13 protein-coding genes are annotated in these 15,661 nt (G+C 53.8%); 7 read left to right on the top strand and 6 right to left on the bottom strand.

The window, feature by feature from the left end:
• Positions 1–79 precede the first annotated feature (79 nt).
• Both GFB57_RS08205 and GFB57_RS08200 read left to right on the top strand, forming a co-directional pair.
• The gene (locus GFB57_RS08205; RefSeq protein ID WP_003024523.1) at positions 80–1,534 is read left to right on the top strand and encodes a DASS family sodium-coupled anion symporter; all 1,455 of its coding nucleotides are present in this window, start codon (positions 80–82) and stop codon (positions 1,532–1,534) included.
• A gap of 44 nt (positions 1,535–1,578) precedes the next feature.
• Positions 1,579–2,034, top strand: coding sequence for an HIT family protein (locus GFB57_RS08200; RefSeq protein ID WP_003024529.1), 456 nt, complete (start codon positions 1,579–1,581; stop codon positions 2,032–2,034).
• A gap of 103 nt (positions 2,035–2,137) precedes the next feature.
• On the opposite strand, the gene GFB57_RS08195 is transcribed toward GFB57_RS08200, so the two are convergent.
• Positions 2,138–4,309: a YgiQ family radical SAM protein gene (locus GFB57_RS08195; RefSeq protein ID WP_003024532.1), complete on the bottom strand. Its 2,172-nt coding sequence runs from the start codon at positions 4,307–4,309 to the stop codon at positions 2,138–2,140.
• A 199-nt stretch (positions 4,310–4,508) separates the two neighbouring features.
• On the opposite strand from GFB57_RS08195, the gene GFB57_RS08190 reads away from it, so the two are divergent.
• Positions 4,509–5,984 carry a TrkH family potassium uptake protein gene (locus GFB57_RS08190; protein ID WP_003024535.1) on the top strand — a complete coding sequence of 492 codons (1,476 nt, stop codon included), beginning with the start codon at positions 4,509–4,511 and terminating at the stop codon, positions 5,982–5,984.
• A 16-nt stretch (positions 5,985–6,000) separates the two neighbouring features.
• Here the strand turns inward: GFB57_RS08190 and ftsP are convergent, their stop codons facing one another.
• The 4 genes from ftsP to GFB57_RS08170 all read right to left on the bottom strand — a co-directional run bounded on the left by ftsP (position 6,001) and on the right by GFB57_RS08170 (position 11,193).
• The gene (gene ftsP, locus GFB57_RS08185; protein ID WP_003024538.1) at positions 6,001–7,413 is read right to left on the bottom strand and encodes a cell division protein FtsP; all 1,413 of its coding nucleotides are present in this window, start codon (positions 7,411–7,413) and stop codon (positions 6,001–6,003) included.
• Between the two features lie 71 nt (positions 7,414–7,484).
• Complete coding sequence (gene plsC / locus GFB57_RS08180; protein ID WP_003024540.1) at positions 7,485–8,222, bottom strand: 1-acylglycerol-3-phosphate O-acyltransferase; 738 nt, start codon at positions 8,220–8,222, stop codon at positions 7,485–7,487.
• 195 nt (positions 8,223–8,417) lie between these two features.
• On the bottom strand, positions 8,418–10,676 hold the full coding sequence (gene parC / locus GFB57_RS08175; protein WP_003024543.1) for a DNA topoisomerase IV subunit A: 2,259 nt from the start codon (positions 10,674–10,676) through the stop codon (positions 8,418–8,420).
• 118 nt (positions 10,677–10,794) lie between these two features.
• Complete coding sequence (locus GFB57_RS08170) at positions 10,795–11,193, bottom strand: YgiW/YdeI family stress tolerance OB fold protein (protein WP_003024544.1); 399 nt, start codon at positions 11,191–11,193, stop codon at positions 10,795–10,797.
• Between the two features lie 150 nt (positions 11,194–11,343).
• On the opposite strand from GFB57_RS08170, the gene qseB reads away from it, so the two are divergent.
• From qseB to GFB57_RS08150, 4 genes are all read left to right on the top strand, one after another.
• Complete coding sequence (qseB, locus tag GFB57_RS08165) at positions 11,344–12,003, top strand: quorum sensing response regulator transcription factor QseB (RefSeq protein ID WP_003024547.1); 660 nt, start codon at positions 11,344–11,346, stop codon at positions 12,001–12,003.
• Entirely contained in the window at positions 12,000–13,349 is a 1,350-nt protein-coding gene (qseC, locus tag GFB57_RS08160) for a quorum sensing histidine kinase QseC (RefSeq protein WP_003024550.1), read from the top strand. Before qseB ends, qseC begins: the two co-directional genes overlap by 4 nt.
• 109 nt (positions 13,350–13,458) lie before the next feature.
• Positions 13,459–14,040, top strand: a complete 582-nt coding sequence (locus GFB57_RS08155; protein WP_003024553.1) for an NAD(P)H-dependent oxidoreductase — start codon at positions 13,459–13,461, stop codon at positions 14,038–14,040.
• Between the two features lie 30 nt (positions 14,041–14,070).
• On the top strand, positions 14,071–14,385 hold the full coding sequence (locus GFB57_RS08150; protein ID WP_003024557.1) for a putative quinol monooxygenase: 315 nt from the start codon (positions 14,071–14,073) through the stop codon (positions 14,383–14,385).
• A 71-nt stretch (positions 14,386–14,456) separates the two neighbouring features.
• Here the strand turns inward: GFB57_RS08150 and GFB57_RS08145 are convergent, their stop codons facing one another.
• A complete protein-coding gene (locus GFB57_RS08145) occupies positions 14,457–15,647 on the bottom strand; it encodes a glycoside hydrolase family 88 protein (protein WP_003024559.1) in 1,191 nt (396 codons plus the stop codon).
• Between the last annotated feature and the right edge of the window lie 14 nt (positions 15,648–15,661).

Raw genomic sequence — 15,661 nt, 5'->3', positions numbered from 1 at the left:
GCTGCAACATAACCTGTTAATTATCATATAAATATATTTATTTGATGAATATATTCACCATATCCATAGGTGCGTAACCGTGACTGAGAAAAAAGGTAGCGGAGTCAAATGGCTCCCATTAATTCTTATAACATTCATTTCTGCCGGGCTGTGGCAACTTCCCCCTCCATCCGGGTTAAGTGCGCCAGCCTGGCATTCAGCAATTATCTTCGTTGCGACGATTGCTTCTATCGTGGCAAAAGTTTTACCCATCGGCGCGGTCGGCATTATTGGGATTACGGTTTTTGCACTCGCCTATGCGGCCGGGGATAAAACCGCCAGCGGCGCTATCACCACGGCGCTAAGCGAGCTGAACAGTTCGCTTATCTGGCTTATCGTCGTGGCTTTTATGATTGCCCGTGGGTTTATCAAAACTGGCCTCGGACGACGCATTGCGCTGCAGATGATCCGTCTGCTTGGCAAGCGCACACTCGGACTCGCCTACGGTCTGGCCTTTGCCGATCTGATCCTCTCCCCGGCAATGCCGAGTAATACGGCACGCTGCGGCGGTGTCATCTATCCGATTGCCGACTCTCTGGCACGCAGTTTCCATTCGAACCCGGAAGATGAGTCCCGCAGTAAAATCGGTACCTTTCTTATCACCTGCATTGGCAACGTCAACGACGTCACCGCCGCGCTCTTTATGACCGGCTATACCGGCAACTTGTTGGCGGTGAAGTTGGCGGCCAATGCGGGCGTCACGCTGACCTGGGGCAGCTGGTTTATGGCGGCGCTGCTGCCATGCCTTGTGTCCTTACTGCTGGTTCCACTGCTGGTCTACTGGATCGTGCGCCCGGAAATAAAGCACACGCCGGATGCCCCGAACCTGGCGCGCAAAGAGCTGGCGGAAATGGGCAGTATGTCTCGCGGCGAATGGCTGATGCTGGTTACCGTCGGCGTACTGCTGGTACTGTGGATTTTTGGCGATACGTTAGGCGTCGACGCCACTACTGCCTCGTTCGTGGGACTGTCCATTTTATTGCTAAGCGGCGTTCTGAGCTGGGAAGATGTGAAAAGCGAGAAAGGTGCATGGGACACGCTGATTTGGTTTGCCGCGCTGCTGATGATGGCGAACCAGCTGAAAAAACTAGGTTTCACTACCTGGTTTGGCAATCTGATCGGCGATAGTCTGAGCAGTACTATGCACGGTACCAGTTGGGTGATCGTCCTGTTGCTGCTGAATGCCGCCTACTTCTATACCCACTACTTTTTTGCCAGCGGTAATGCACAGATTGCCGCGCTGTACGCCGTTTTCCTCGGCGTCGGACTGCATCTGAATATCCCCGCAGCCCCCACGGCGTTAATGCTGGCCTTCACCAGCAGTTTGTACTGCTCGCTCACCCAGTACACCCACGCTCGCGGTCCAATCCTGTTTGGTGCCGGGTACGTTCCAACGGGCGTCTGGTGGCGCACAGGATTTATCATTAGCTTGTTTAACCAGGCGGTGTTTATCACCGTAGGTCTGATGTGGTGGAAGGTGTTGGGTCTGTACTAAACTAACTGCGCCCTGACGAATCACCTTACCTGCGGAGAAAAGGAATGACCTGTATTTTCTGTCAAATTGTTGAAGGTAAAGCCCCCTGCCATAAGGTCTGGGAAGACGAGCACCATCTGGCTTTTCTGTCGATTTTCCCGAACACCGACGGTTTTACCGTGGTGATCCCGAAAAAGCATTACCCCAGCTATGCCTTCGATATGCCGCCGCAGGCGTTGGCTGACCTGATGATGGCAACCCAAAAAGTGGCTAAGAAACTGGATAAGGCTTTCCCGGATGTCAGTCGTACGGGGATGTTCTTCGAAGGTTTCGGCGTAGACCATGTGCACAGCAAATTAAGCCCCATGCACGGCACTGGCGATCTAACTCACTGGAAACCGATTGAGTCGCGGCAGACCAAATTTTTCGAGCAATATGAAGGGTATCTGTCATCACACGATCATGAACGGGCGGATGATGCAAAACTGGCCGCATTAGCGGCCAGAATTCGTGAGGCATAAATACTGAGCACTTCTGCCGGATGGCGGTGCAAGCACCTTATCCGGCCTACAAAACTGTGCTGCTCGTAGGCCTGATAAGCATTTCACCACCGGGCAAAGTAAATTAACGTCCCGCTACTTTCCCGCGTTTTTTGTTTGCGGCAGGGGTCTGGCGCTGGTGCGCCACCGGGGTGTGCTTGGTCAACGCCGGGCGGGTATGACGGTTCTGGCGACGTGCTTCGCGCATCTCTTCCAGCGTAGGCGCCGGAACCAGACATTCACGACGACCGCCGATCAGATGCTTTTTACCCATGTCTTCCAGCGCCTGGCGGATTAACGGCCAGTTAGCTGGATCGTGGTAACGCAACAGGGCTTTATGCAAACGGCGCTGCTTATCACCTTTCGGCACCACCACGTCTTCACTCTTATAACCAATTTTACCCAGCGGGTTTTTCCCGGTGTAATACATGGTTGTGGAGTTCGCCAGCGGCGATGGATAAAAGTTCTGCACCTGATCCAGACGGAAACGACGTTGTTTCAGCCACAGCGCCAGATTCACCATATCCTCGTCACGCGTACCCGGGTGCGCGGAGATGAAGTACGGGATCAGGTACTGCTCTTTACCCGCCTGTTTAGAGTAGGTATCGAACAACTCCTTAAAGCGATCGTAGCTGCCCATCCCCGGCTTCATCATCTTCGACAGCGGGCCTTCTTCAGTATGCTCTGGCGCAATCTTCAGATAGCCGCCAACGTGGTGGGTCGCCAGCTCTTTGATATAGCGCGGATCTTCAACCGCGATGTCATAGCGCACACCGGAAGCAATGAGGATCTTTTTAATGCCTTTCAAATCACGCGCCCGGCGATAAAGATTAATCGTCGGTTCGTGATTGGTGTCCATATGCGGACAGATATCCGGATAGACGCATGACAGACGACGGCAGGTCTGCTCCGCACGCGGTGACTTACAGCGCAGCATATACATGTTCGCCGTTGGGCCGCCGAGGTCGGAAATCACGCCGGTAAAACCTGGAACGGTGTCGCGAATGGCTTCGATTTCATTGATGATCGAATCTTCAGAGCGGCTCTGGATGATGCGGCCTTCGTGCTCGGTGATCGAACAGAACGAACAGCCGCCAAAGCAGCCACGCATAATGTTGATCGAGAAACGGATCATCTCATAGGCCGGAATGCGGCTGTCGCCATACGCCGGATGCGGCACGCGCTTGTACGGCAGCGCAAAGACGCTATCCATCTCTTCGGTAGAGAGCGGAATGGCTGGCGGGTTAATCCAGATGTAGCGATCGCCGTGCTTTTGCATCAGCGCACGCGCGCAGCCCGGGTTGGTTTCGTGGTGCAGGATACGCGACGCATGCGCATACAGCACTTTATCGCCCTTCACTTTTTCAAAGGACGGCAGCAGCACGTAGGTTTTTTCCCACGGTTTCGGACGCGGCGGCTGTACGGTTACCGCTTTCGCTTCCTGCTTTTTCGGTGCGACCGGTTTGTTGTCAGCACACGGCAGATCTTCGCCGTACGGATGCGGGATCGGATCAATCTTGCCCGGCGTGTCGAGACGCGTGGAATCCACGCCACTCCAGCCCGGCAGCGCTTCTTTAACCATAATCGCGGTGTTACGCACGTCGCGGATCTGATCGATGGTTTCGCCCATCGCCAGACGATGCGCCACTTCCACCAGCGGACGTTCGCCGTTGCCGAACATCAGCATGTCGGCTTTGGAATCCACCAGAACAGAGCGACGAACGGTATCAGACCAGTAGTCATAGTGCGCGGTACGGCGCAGGCTGGCCTCAATGCCGCCGAGAATAACCGGCACATCTTTCCATGCTTCTTTACAACGCTGGGTATAGACCAGCGTGGCGCGGTCCGGGCGTTTACCTGCTACGTTGTCTGGTGTGTAGGCATCGTCATGACGCAATCGGCGATCTGCGGTGTAACGGTTGATCATCGAGTCCATGTTGCCTGCGGTCACACCAAAGAACAGGTTCGGTTTACCCAAACGCATAAAATCGTCTTTGTTGTTCCACTCAGGCTGGGCGATAATCCCTACACGAAAGCCCTGCGCTTCCAGCATACGGCCGCATATTGCCATGCCAAAGCTGGGATGATCGACGTATGCATCGCCGGTAACCAGAATGATGTCGCAGCTATCCCAGCCAAGTTGGTCCATTTCGTCGCGTGACATCGGCAAAAACGGTGCCGGGCCAAAACAGGCAGCCCAGTACTGCGGCCAGGAGAAAAGGTCTCTGTCCGGCTGGATCAGGGATATTGCGCTCATAATGCTTCCAAAAATGGTAAAAAAATAATCAAAGGCCGGGGATTATACGCTGTATGTCGACAAGAAATGAAGTGGAGTCTGAACCAGGGCAGTAGAAAGTTATATAAATTGTTAAATTTTACGACGCTCATTTTTATCAATCATAATTAACACCATGCCGGCCAGCTGAGATAACTCTTTTTCGGCGGGGGATTTTTCATTGCGACTCAACGATTCACTGCATATTTCCCAGTTACGGGTTGTTGTTCACCTGTGTGGGTTTCTGGTTCTTCTCTACAGCTTTTCTATGCTGCCACCGATGGCCATCGCTTTGTTAAACAAAGAGCGGAGTTTGTTCGCTTTTTTCAGCACATTTATGACTTTCTTCACCCTCGGCGGCGGGGCGTGGCTAGCAACCAAACATGCGGGTATTCAACTGCGAACACGGGATGGTTTCGTTATTATCGTCCTGTTCTGGCTGTTGTTTTCGTTTATCAGCGCGATGCCGATGTGGATGGACGATGGCTTAAACCTCTCCTTTGCGGATGCCCTGTTTGAAGGGGTTTCCGGGATTACCACCACGGGCGCAACGGTAATTGGCGACGTCAGCGCCATGCCGAAGTCGTATCTCTACTATCGGGCTCAGCTCAATTTTATTGGTGGCCTGGGTGTTATTGTCCTCGCCGTGGCGGTATTACCGCTTTTGGGTATCGGCGGCATGAAGCTGTATCAGTCTGAAATGCCGGGCCCCTTTAAAGAAGAACGCCTCACGCCAAGACTTGCTGATACTGCACGTACGCTGTGGCTGACCTATGTCATTCTGGGTCTTATCTGTACCCTGGCCTACTGGGCTGCCGGGATGTCGTTCTTCGATGCCTTATGCCACGGGCTGTCGACGGTTTCTCTCGGCGGATTTTCCACTCGCAGTGAAAGCATCGGCTTCTATAACAGCCATGCGATCGAGCTGGTCGCTGGGGTGTTTTCCCTGCTGTCTGCGTTTAACTTCACCCTCTGGTACGTGGCTATCGTGAAACGTACCTTCAAACCCTTTCGTCGTAATGCCGAACTGCGTTTCTTTTTGCTTATTGCGTTGGTTGTCACTCTGATCGCCACCTGGCAAGTTTGGCGGGCAGGCATGTACGGATTAACGGACAGCCTGGTGCATGCTTTTTTTCTGGCCAGTTCGATGCTGACAGATAATGGCCTGTCGACGGCGGATTACGCGCAGTGGCCTTCGCACACGATCTTCATGCTGCTCAGCGCCAGTTTCTTCGGCGGTTGTGTGGGATCGACCTGCGGGGGGATTAAGGTGCTGCGTTTTTTGATTATGTTCAAGCAGTGCCGTCAGGAGTTACACCAGCTCGCGCATCCCCGTGCCCTGCTGAACATTAAAGTGGGCAATAGCGTGGTAAGCGACCGGGTGGTGCGTTCGGTATGGAGCTTTTTCTTTCTCTACGTTTTGTTCACCAGCTTTTTTATCTGGGCGCTCAATCTGATGGGCTACGATCTCTTCTCCTCTTTTGCCACCGTCGCCGCCTGCATCAACAATATGGGGCTAGGATTTGGCGTCACCGCCACGACATTTGGCACCTTAAATGAGGAAGCAAAGCTACTGATGTGCGCGGCCATGATCATGGGGCGTCTGGAGATTTACCCCATTCTGATCCTGTTCTCGCGCATGTTCTGGCGGGCATAACGGAAATCCCGGCGCATTACGGCGCCGGGTTCACCAACATCTGTCCGATTGAGCCGCGATCTGCCATTTCCAGCGTCTGGCTATTAAAGTAGAACGGGAAATGGGCCCAGGAAGGCTGTCCGTAATAAACCAGTAATTCAACCTGGCCGTCAACCCAGACGGTATCTTTCCAGCCTCTGTCTTCCGGGAACGGCATCGCGCCATTCACATTACGGATCAGGAACGAGACGCCTTCAATATGGAAGGACTGGGGCATATCCGCCCGCACCGTCCAGCGCTCCCAGGAGCCCTGCTGAGCGGTAATATCCATACGATTGACGTCCCACAGCTGACCGTTGATGCCAGGGTCATCGTCCAGGCTGATATCACGGCTGCGAATCGGCGAACCGCTGAGGATTTCCGTTGGCAGCAGGCGCATTGGCAGGCTGTCAGTCACCAGCGGCAGAAGCCCCGTTGGACGCAGAGTCAGCACCAGCGTGGAGATGAGAATACTGGAAGGCTCAAAGAACCCGCGGATCCTGTCGACAATACTGGCTGCCTCGCCACAGGTGATAGAGACCTCATTACCGTTCGTCATATCCACCAGGATCTCACGACGCTCGCCAGGCGCCAGCGAGAGCTGCTTCACCGAAACGGGTGCAGGTAAAAAACCCTGATCGCTGGAAATCACATGCAGTGCACGGCCATCGCTCATTTGCAGCTGGTAACGACGCGAGTTTGAAGCGTTCAGTAAACGCAAGCGCACCCAGCCGCGGGAGACTTCGACATACGGGCTTTGCGCCCCATTGACCAGCAGCGTATCACCGACAAAGCCACCGCTGCCGGGCTCGCTGTATTCCGGCGTGCCAAAGTTGTCCAGCCGCTTGTCCTGGATAATGACCGGAAAATCATCCACGCCATAGTGGTTGGGAATAGACAGTGATTTACTCACTTCATCTTCAACCAGCCACATCCCGGCAAGGCCGTTATAGACCTGCTGAGCAGTACGATTTGGCGTATTGGCGTGATACCACAACGTGGCGGCATTCTGGCGAATCGGTAGCACCGGCGCCCAGTCAGCATTCGGGGACATCATGCGCGCCGGGCCGCCCATCAGCGGGCCAGGTACCTGTAACCCGGCGACGGTCATCGAGACATTCTCAGTCAGACGGTTGCTGTAGATAAGCTTGACGTCATCCCCTTTCCAGACGCGAATTGTCGGTCCCAGGTAGCGGCCGTTAATTCCCCAGACAGGTGCGCGCGTGCCTTGTGTAAAGGACCAGTGCGCACGTTGCAGCGTCATAAATAGCGGCTGCCCCCGGCGGGATTCCAGCAGCGGAGGCACAGGTAACGGTTGTTGCTGACCGGCAGCATTAGCCTTCAGCGGAACAGCACCTGCACACAGTGCGATCCCCGATGCCTGAATGAACTGACGCCGACTGAATGACATATAAACTCCATAAAAAACTGGCTATTAACACGCAGGAAGTCATTTCCTGTAAAAAACCCGAATTGCGCGGATTAAACCTTACCGGCGGCTTCCCGCTCAGCAACTTCTTTATCGAGCTCTGCGATTTTTTGTTCCATCAGCGTGCGGCAATGCGCTGCCAGTTCACGAACCTGATCTTTGCCAAAGTGGCTAATATCCACCGGCGGCAACATCTCGACAATCGCCAGACCATTATTGAGTCTGTTTAATTTTATCTTGTTCGAGGTTGTGGAAACGCACACCGGAATAACCGGGACACCAGCAGCAATCGCTGCATGGAACGCGCCGGTTTTAAACGGAAGCAGACCGCGACCGCGGCTACGCGTTCCTTCCGGGAACATCCAGATAGAAATGCGGCGTTTTTTGAAATGATTCACCACGGCAGCAATGGTGCTGTGTGCTTTTGCGCGGTTATTTCTGTCAATCAGCAGGTTACCGGTTAACCAGTACAGCTGCCCGAAGAAAGGGATCCACAGCAGGCTTTTTTTACCCACCGTCACCGTCGGCGGTTGAACGATATTCGCAGCAGTAACCATGTCATAGTTGTTCTGATGGTTACAAATATAGATAGCATTACCATAGTTCTGCGCGTCTGCCGGCATGCGGCACTCGACCTTCAGACCATAAAGGGGAGCCAGGCGGCCAAACATATGACCGAACGTTGCAACGTGTTTTGGATTTCGCGGGCTGAACAGACAGTATATGCAACCGAAAATACAGACCAGAACGCAGTAAATAACAGTAATAATTAAACGAAAAATATATAGCATAACAACCTCTAAGGCCTAAGAGCCTGGCATTTTACGTCACCTGATTCATCACGCGGTATCAGGTTAGGGCTTTGTTAAGGGCGGCTCTCTGGAAAAGCGTATTGTTAATCGCAACGCACGAATAAACAACGGTTTCACGGGAATTTTTAACGTTGGCTCTCCCTGGGCTTTAACAGGGAGAGCCGGACGGTAGCGTTATTCTTCGCTGTCGCCGTGACTGGCGCGTCGAGGCGAGTCAATCTCAATGCTGTCGATACGCTGCAGACCACGCATTAGCGTGCCGCGACGGCCGCGCTCGCCGGTCACTTTCTGCAACTCTTCGGGACGCAGTTTGATTTTGCGCTTACCGACGTGGATAGTCAGCGTGCTCTGTGGTGGCAGCACGTAAAGTTGCGCCAGACCATCTTCGCCTTTCGCCGCTTCCGCTGAAGGGATATTAATGATCTTGTTCCCTTTGCCTTTCGACAACTGCGGTAAATCGCTCACCGGGAACATCAACATGCGACCAGCCTGAGTAATCGCCAGCAGCATATCGGTTTCATCTTCAATCACCACCGGCTGCATGACGCGCGCATTCTCTGGCAGCGTAATCAATGCCTTACCTGCACGGTTACGTGCAACCAGGTCATTGAAGGTGCAGACAAAACCGTAGCCCGCATCCGATGCCATCAGCAGTTTCTGATCATCGCCTTCCATCAGCATGTGCTCAACCGTCGCGCCCGGCGGCAGAGTGAGCTTCCCGGTCAGCGGTTCACCCTGACCGCGCGCCGACGGCAGCGTAATCGGATCGATGGCATAGCTGCGGCCGGTCGAGTCCACGAACACCACCGGCTGATTGCTTTTACCCTTCACTGCCGACTTAAAGCTGTCGCCCGCTTTATAGCTTAATCCCGGCGCATCGATGTCGTGGCCTTTCGCGCTACGCACCCAGCCACTCTGGGAGAGCACAATGGTCACCGGCTCAGACGGCAGCATGTCGTGCTCGCTCATCGCCTTCGCTTCTTCGCGCTCCTGCAGCGGAGAACGACGATCGTCGCCATAGGCCTCAGCGTCAGCCTGCAGCTCTTTCTTCAGCAGGTTATTCATTTTACGTTCAGAAGCCAGAATGGCCTGCAACTGATCGCGCTCTTTCGCCAGTTCATCCTGCTCGCCGCGGATTTTCATCTCTTCGAGTTTGGCAAGATGGCGCAATTTCAGCTCAAGGATGGCTTCAGCCTGGGTTTCAGAAATACCAAACCGCGACATCAGCTCTGGCTTAGGTTCATCTTCATGACGAATAATTTCGATTACTTCGTCAATATTGAGGAACGCCACCAGCAAGCCTTCAAGAATGTGCAGGCGCTTGAGCACTTTTTCCAGACGATAATTCAGGCGGCGGCGCACGGTATCGCGGCGGAACGCCAGCCATTCGGTGAGGATCTCCAGCAGGTTTTTCACCGCCGGACGACCATCAAGACCGATCATGTTCAGGTTGATGCGGTAACTTTTTTCCAGATCGGTGGTGGCAAACAGGTGGTTCATCACCTGCTCCATATCCACGCGATTGGAGCGCGGGACAATCACCAGACGGGTCGGGTTTTCGTGATCCGATTCGTCGCGCAGGTCGTCTACCATCGGCAGCTTTTTATTGCGCATTTGAGCAGCGATCTGCTCCAGCACTTTTGCCCCGGAAACCTGATGTGGCAGCGCGGAAATCACCACCGCGCCGTCTTCTTTCGTCCATACCGCACGCATACGTACGGAGCCGCGTCCGTTTTCGTAAATCTTACGAATCTCCGCGCGCGAGGTAATGATCTCCGCTTCGGTCGGGTAATCCGGCCCCTGCACGATATCCAGCAACTGATCCAGCGTCGTTTTCGGCTGCTCAATCAGAGTAATCGCTGCTTTTGCCACTTCACGCAGGTTGTGCGGCGGAATGTCCGTTGCCATACCAACGGCAATACCGGTCGTACCGTTGAGCAGAATATTTGGCAGACGCGCAGGCAGCATCTTCGGCTCCTGCATGGTGCCGTCAAAGTTCGGCACCCAGTCCGACGTGCCCTGACCGAGTTCACCCAGCAGGACTTCCGCATATTTAGACAGGCGGGATTCGGTATAACGCATCGCCGCGAAGGATTTCGGATCGTCCGGCGCCCCCCAGTTCCCCTGCCCGTCAACCAACGGATAACGGTAAGAGAACGGCTGCGCCATCAGCACCATCGCTTCATAGCAGGCGCTGTCGCCGTGCGGATGGTATTTACCCAGCACGTCACCGACGGTACGGGCGGATTTTTTAAATTTGGCGCTGGCATTCAGCCCCAGTTCGGACATCGCGTACACGATGCGACGCTGAACGGGTTTCAAACCATCGCCAATAAACGGCAACGCCCTATCCATGATGACGTACATGGAATAGTTCAGATAGGCGTTTTCCGTGAATTCATGCAGCGCCAGGCGCTCTGCCATATCGCTCATTAATCGTGGTTCCTCAACTTTGTACCCCTCTATTGAAGGGCAATATTGCCGCAGATACTACCCTATCTGGCGTGTTGAGTCACAAAGAAAAGGGCCGCGAATGCGGCCCTGATGGGGATTACTTAGCAACTTTGGTAATCTGTTTCACGTCGATTTCAACGGAGTTCCAGTCTTTATCCACTTCCCCCTGGATTTCAACCACATCCTGCGGTGTGACGGTTACGCCGTTCCAGCGCTTGTGGTCGATATCCACATTCACTGTGCCGGTCGCATCTTTAAACACATACAGGTCGTCGGAAATACGCTCAACGATGTTCCCGCGCAGGGTAACCCAGGTGTCATCACGCAGTGATTTGGCGCTTTCTACTGTCGTGCTGCTACCGTTCGGGCCGACAAATCCGCCGTTTTGGCTCTGCGTAGTGGTTGTCGTTGGCCCAGAGAAGCCGCCCTGCTGAGCTGCCAGAACAGGTGCGGAACACAGTGCCATTACGGCAACCATTGCAGCTAATTTTTTCATCGTCATGTCTCCCTTTCATATTGGTTTATGACTATTAAATAAGTTAATCCTTAACAAGTTCTTAAGGCAAAAAAAGATACTTTTTTTACTGTACAGAGACTGTAGCCACAGGTTTACTGACTGCAAATGAGTTATCGCAGGGAAGAACATATGCGTATTTTACTGATCGAAGATGACACGTTGATTGGCGATGGCCTGAAAACAGGTCTGAGTAAAATGGGTTTCAGCATTGACTGGTTTACCGAAGGTCGCCAGGGGAAAGAAGCACTCTACAGCGCACCTTATGATGCGGTAATCCTCGACCTGACACTGCCAGGCATAGACGGACGGGACATTTTGCGCGAATGGCGAGCTAACGGGAAGCAGGAGCCGGTACTGATTCTGACCGCTCGCGACGCGCTGGCGGAACGCGTTGAAGGCCTGCGCCTGGGCGCAGATGACTATCTGTGTAAACCCTTTGCGCTGATCGAAGTTGCTGCCAGACTGGAGGCGCTGGTGCGTCGTGCCAGCGGCCAGGCCAGCAACACATTGCGCCATGGCCAGGTAACGCTCGATCCCGGCGCGTTGGTCGCCACGGCGGCGGGTGAACCTTTGTCACTCAAACCTAAAGAGTTCGCACTGCTGGAACTGTTGATGCGCAACAAAGGTCGCGTCCTGCCCCGCAAACTGATTGAAGAAAAACTGTATACCTGGGACGAAAATGTCTCCAGCAATGCGGTTGAGGTCCACGTTCATCACTTACGCCGTAAGCTCGGCAGCGACTTTATCCGTACCGTGCATGGCATTGGCTACACCCTGGGTGACGCATGAAACTCACACAACGCCTCAGCCTGCGCGTCAGGCTAACGCTTATTTTTCTGATTCTGGCATCAGCCACCTGGGCCGTATCCAGTTTTGTGGCCTGGAGGCAGACTACCGATAATGTCGATGAGCTGTTTGATACCCAGCTGATGCTGTTCGCCAAGCGGCTTAGCACGCTGGATATCAGCGATGTCACCACCTCAAGCAATATGGCCCGCACGCCAAAGAAACTGAAGCATGGCCATATTGATGACGACGCACTGGCGTTTGCCATCTACTCCACCGACGGCAAAATAGTGCTACACGATGGCGATAATGGCCAGGATATTCCCTACAGCTACAGCCGGGAAGGGTTTAGCGACGGCCAACTCAGGGGCGACAGCGATTCCTGGCGCTTCCTGTGGCTGAATTCCGCTGATGGGAAATATCGCATTGTGGTGGGCCAGGAGTGGGAATATCGGGAGGATATGGCGCTGTCGATCCTTACTGCACAATTAACCCCATGGCTGGTTGCGCTGCCGCTGATGTTGCTGATCCTGGTGGTCATGCTGAGTCGCGAACTCAGGCCGCTAAAAAAACTGGCGCAAGCTCTGCGCTGGCGCGCCCCGGAATCAGAAGAGCCGCTCGACTCGAAAGGTGTGCCAAGCGAAGTGCGCCCGCTGGTTGAATCGCTAAATCAGCTGTTTACCCGCATCCACTCAATGATGGTGCGTGAACGCCGCTTCACTTCTGATGCCGCCCATGAGCTGCGCAGTCCGTTGACCGCGCTGAAGGTGCAAACCGAAGTGGTGCAACTGTCAGACGACGACCCGCAAACGCGGGAAAAAGCGCTGGCGCAGCTACATGCGGGAATTGAACGCGCCACCCGACTGGTCGATCAGCTCCTGACGCTTTCGCGCCTCGACTCCCTCGATAATCTTCAGGATGTGGCGGAAATTTCATTGGAGGAGCTACTGCAATCCGCGGTGATGGATATCTACCACCCGGCCCAGCAGGCGCACATTGACGTACGTTTGCAGATTAACGCACACAATATTATGCGCACAGGACAGCCGCTGTTGCTGAGCCTGATGGTACGAAATCTGCTGGATAATGCCATTCGCTACAGTCCGCAGGGGAGCATTGTGGAAGTGACGCTCAACGCCCGCAATTTCAGCGTCAAAGATAATGGTCCTGGCGTTGCGCCGGAGGTACTTACACACATCGGTGAACGTTTTTATCGTCCACCAGGACAAAGCGTGACCGGCAGCGGTCTCGGCCTGTCAATTGTCCGCCGTATCGCAACACTGCATGGAATGTCAGCCTCGTTTGGCAACGCTTCGGAAGGCGGGTTTGAAGCTAAGGTCAGTTGGTAACTGCATTATTATTGCTCAAATAGCAAAAGACTTTGCACATTTTGCTAATTTCACCGCACCGCTGGTGGGGGTAAAATCGTCCTCAAACGTATTTCCTTGAGGACACAAAATGAGCAGCATTCTGATTATCAACGGGGCGAAAAAATTCGGCCATTCTAATGGCCAACTGAATGACACCCTGACCGAGGTCGCGGACGGTATCCTGCGCGACCTCGGGCATGATGTTAAAGTCGTACGCGCGGACAGCGATTATGACGTAAAAACAGAAGTGCAGAATTTCGTCTGGGCCGATACGATTATCTGGCAGATGCCTGGCTGGTGGATGGGCGCACCGTGGACCGTGAAAAAATACATCGATGACGTGTTTACCGAAGGTCACGGCACGCTGTACGCCAGCGATGGCCGCACACGTTCAGATGCCTCTAAAAAATATGGCTCCGGCGGGCTGATTCAGGGCAAAAAATACATGCTGTCCCTGACCTGGAACGCACCGATGGAAGCCTTCACTGAAAAAGACCAGTTCTTCCATGGCGTTGGTGTTGATGGCGTCTATCTCCCGTTCCATAAAGCAAACCAGTTCCTGGGAATGGAAGCGCTGCCGACCTTTATCACCAATGACGTGATTAAAATGCCGGACGTCCCGCGTTATATCGCAGAATATCGCAAGCATCTGACCGAAATTTTTGGTTAACTGGTAACCTGGAATTAGAAGGAGTTAACCATGCTTACCGTTATTGCAGAAATCCGTACACGTCCAGGTCAACATCACCGCCAGGCGGTACTGGATCAGTTTGCTAAAATCGTTCCGACCGTACTGAAAGAAGAAGGCTGCCACGGCTATGCGCCGATGGTGGATCATGCCGCAGGTGTGAGTTTTCAGACCACAGCGCCAGATTCAATCGTGATGGTTGAGCAGTGGGAAAGCATCGCGCATCTTGAAGCGCATTTGCAGACCCCGCATATGAAAGCCTACAGCGAAGCCGTAAAAGGTGACGTGCTGGACATGAATATTCGTATTCTGGAGTCGGGTATTTAAGGTTGTCGATTTGCCGGATGAGGCATTCAGGCCACCATCCGGCATTCAACCGCAGCGCCACCGGACACTCATTACCAGTACAGCTTCCAGCTCTGAGTGAAGCGCATTAACGCTTCAACGTAGAAGTAATCCCCCCAGCTTGCACACTCATCGACCCCTTTGTTGCTCGACAGGTGATACACCGAGTGTTTCAGTAGCCCGTTCCCCTGCTCATCTTTGCCCATCAGATAATACCTGGTCAGCGAAGACATGATCCCCATCGCCCACTGCTGATAGCGCTCACGATCCGGATCGGTCACCGGCAGATGTTTAATCAGCTCCAGCAGACCACAGACGGCAATCGCCGCCGAAGATGAATCGCGCAGCGCATCGGTTCCGACTAATGCCAGATCCCAGTGGCAAACGGCATCTTCCGGCAGGCGATTAAGAAAGTAGTTGGCCAGCTTTTTCGACAGCTGCACCATTTGTGTATCGCCAGTGTAAATATAGCTCAGCAGAAAACCATAAATCCCCCATGCCTGCCCACGCGACCAGCAAGAATCATCAGCATAGCCCTGCTGCGTATTACCGTAACGCGGTGCGCCGGTTTGCACGTCCATATAGTAGGTGTGGAAGGTCGACGCATCTTGGCGGATCAGATATTTGGCTGCCTGCGCAACGTGGGCCTTCGCCGCATTCGCAAAACGCGGATCGCCCGTTTGCTCGCTAGCCCAGTACAGCAGCGGCAGATTCATATTGCAGTCAATGATCATCCGTCCTGCCTGATCGGGATCGCGAAGATCGCCCCACGCCTGGATGATCTGCGCCTTTTCATGAAAACGCTCCAGCAGTGCTTCTGCCGCCATCAACGAAAAACCCCGTGCATCGCGATTGCCCGTCAACCGCCAGGCCGCCACACAGGAAAGCGTGTAGAGGAATCCCAGGTCGTGGGTGTTGGTATCGTGGCGTCCGGCAATACGCATGCCAAACGAACGCACATGCTTCTCCGCCATCTCGCGAAATTTGCTCTCACCACTCATTTCCCACGCCAGCCATAATTGCCCGGTCCAGAAGCTGGTCGTCCATTCCACATTCTCTGTCAGTGGGTAATAACCTTGCACACAGGTTTCGGCAGGAAATTGTTCACCGAATTCCGTTAAATGACGGCTAATCAATTCGAGGACATCTTCTCGGGCGCAACTTATTTGATCCTGAAAACTGCCGGGATTAACCGGACTGCCAGGAAATGCGCGCAACGATTCCTCAACGATATGATTTAACATATTTCGGTTCCTTA

It is taken from the genome of Citrobacter sp. S39, assembly GCF_009495675.1.
Taxonomy (GTDB): domain Bacteria; phylum Pseudomonadota; class Gammaproteobacteria; order Enterobacterales; family Enterobacteriaceae; genus Citrobacter; species Citrobacter freundii.
This window is presented reverse-complemented; position numbering and strand designations above follow the sequence as displayed.

Coding starts and splice junctions, on each gene's coding strand:
- ftsP (WP_003024538.1), bottom strand. CDS start 7,413: ATGTCATTCAGTCGGCGTCAGTTCATTCAGGCATCGGGGATCGCACTG.
- qseB (WP_003024547.1), top strand. CDS start 11,344: ATGCGTATTTTACTGATCGAAGATGACACGTTGATTGGCGATGGCCTG.
- GFB57_RS08200 (WP_003024529.1), top strand. CDS start 1,579: ATGACCTGTATTTTCTGTCAAATTGTTGAAGGTAAAGCCCCCTGCCAT.
- GFB57_RS08155 (WP_003024553.1), top strand. CDS start 13,459: ATGAGCAGCATTCTGATTATCAACGGGGCGAAAAAATTCGGCCATTCT.
- qseC (WP_003024550.1), top strand. CDS start 12,000: ATGAAACTCACACAACGCCTCAGCCTGCGCGTCAGGCTAACGCTTATT.
- GFB57_RS08145 (WP_003024559.1), bottom strand. CDS start 15,647: ATGTTAAATCATATCGTTGAGGAATCGTTGCGCGCATTTCCTGGCAGT.
- plsC (WP_003024540.1), bottom strand. CDS start 8,222: ATGCTATATATTTTTCGTTTAATTATTACTGTTATTTACTGCGTTCTG.
- GFB57_RS08195 (WP_003024532.1), bottom strand. CDS start 4,309: ATGAGCGCAATATCCCTGATCCAGCCGGACAGAGACCTTTTCTCCTGG.
- GFB57_RS08170 (WP_003024544.1), bottom strand. CDS start 11,193: ATGAAAAAATTAGCTGCAATGGTTGCCGTAATGGCACTGTGTTCCGCA.
- GFB57_RS08150 (WP_003024557.1), top strand. CDS start 14,071: ATGCTTACCGTTATTGCAGAAATCCGTACACGTCCAGGTCAACATCAC.
- parC (WP_003024543.1), bottom strand. CDS start 10,676: ATGAGCGATATGGCAGAGCGCCTGGCGCTGCATGAATTCACGGAAAAC.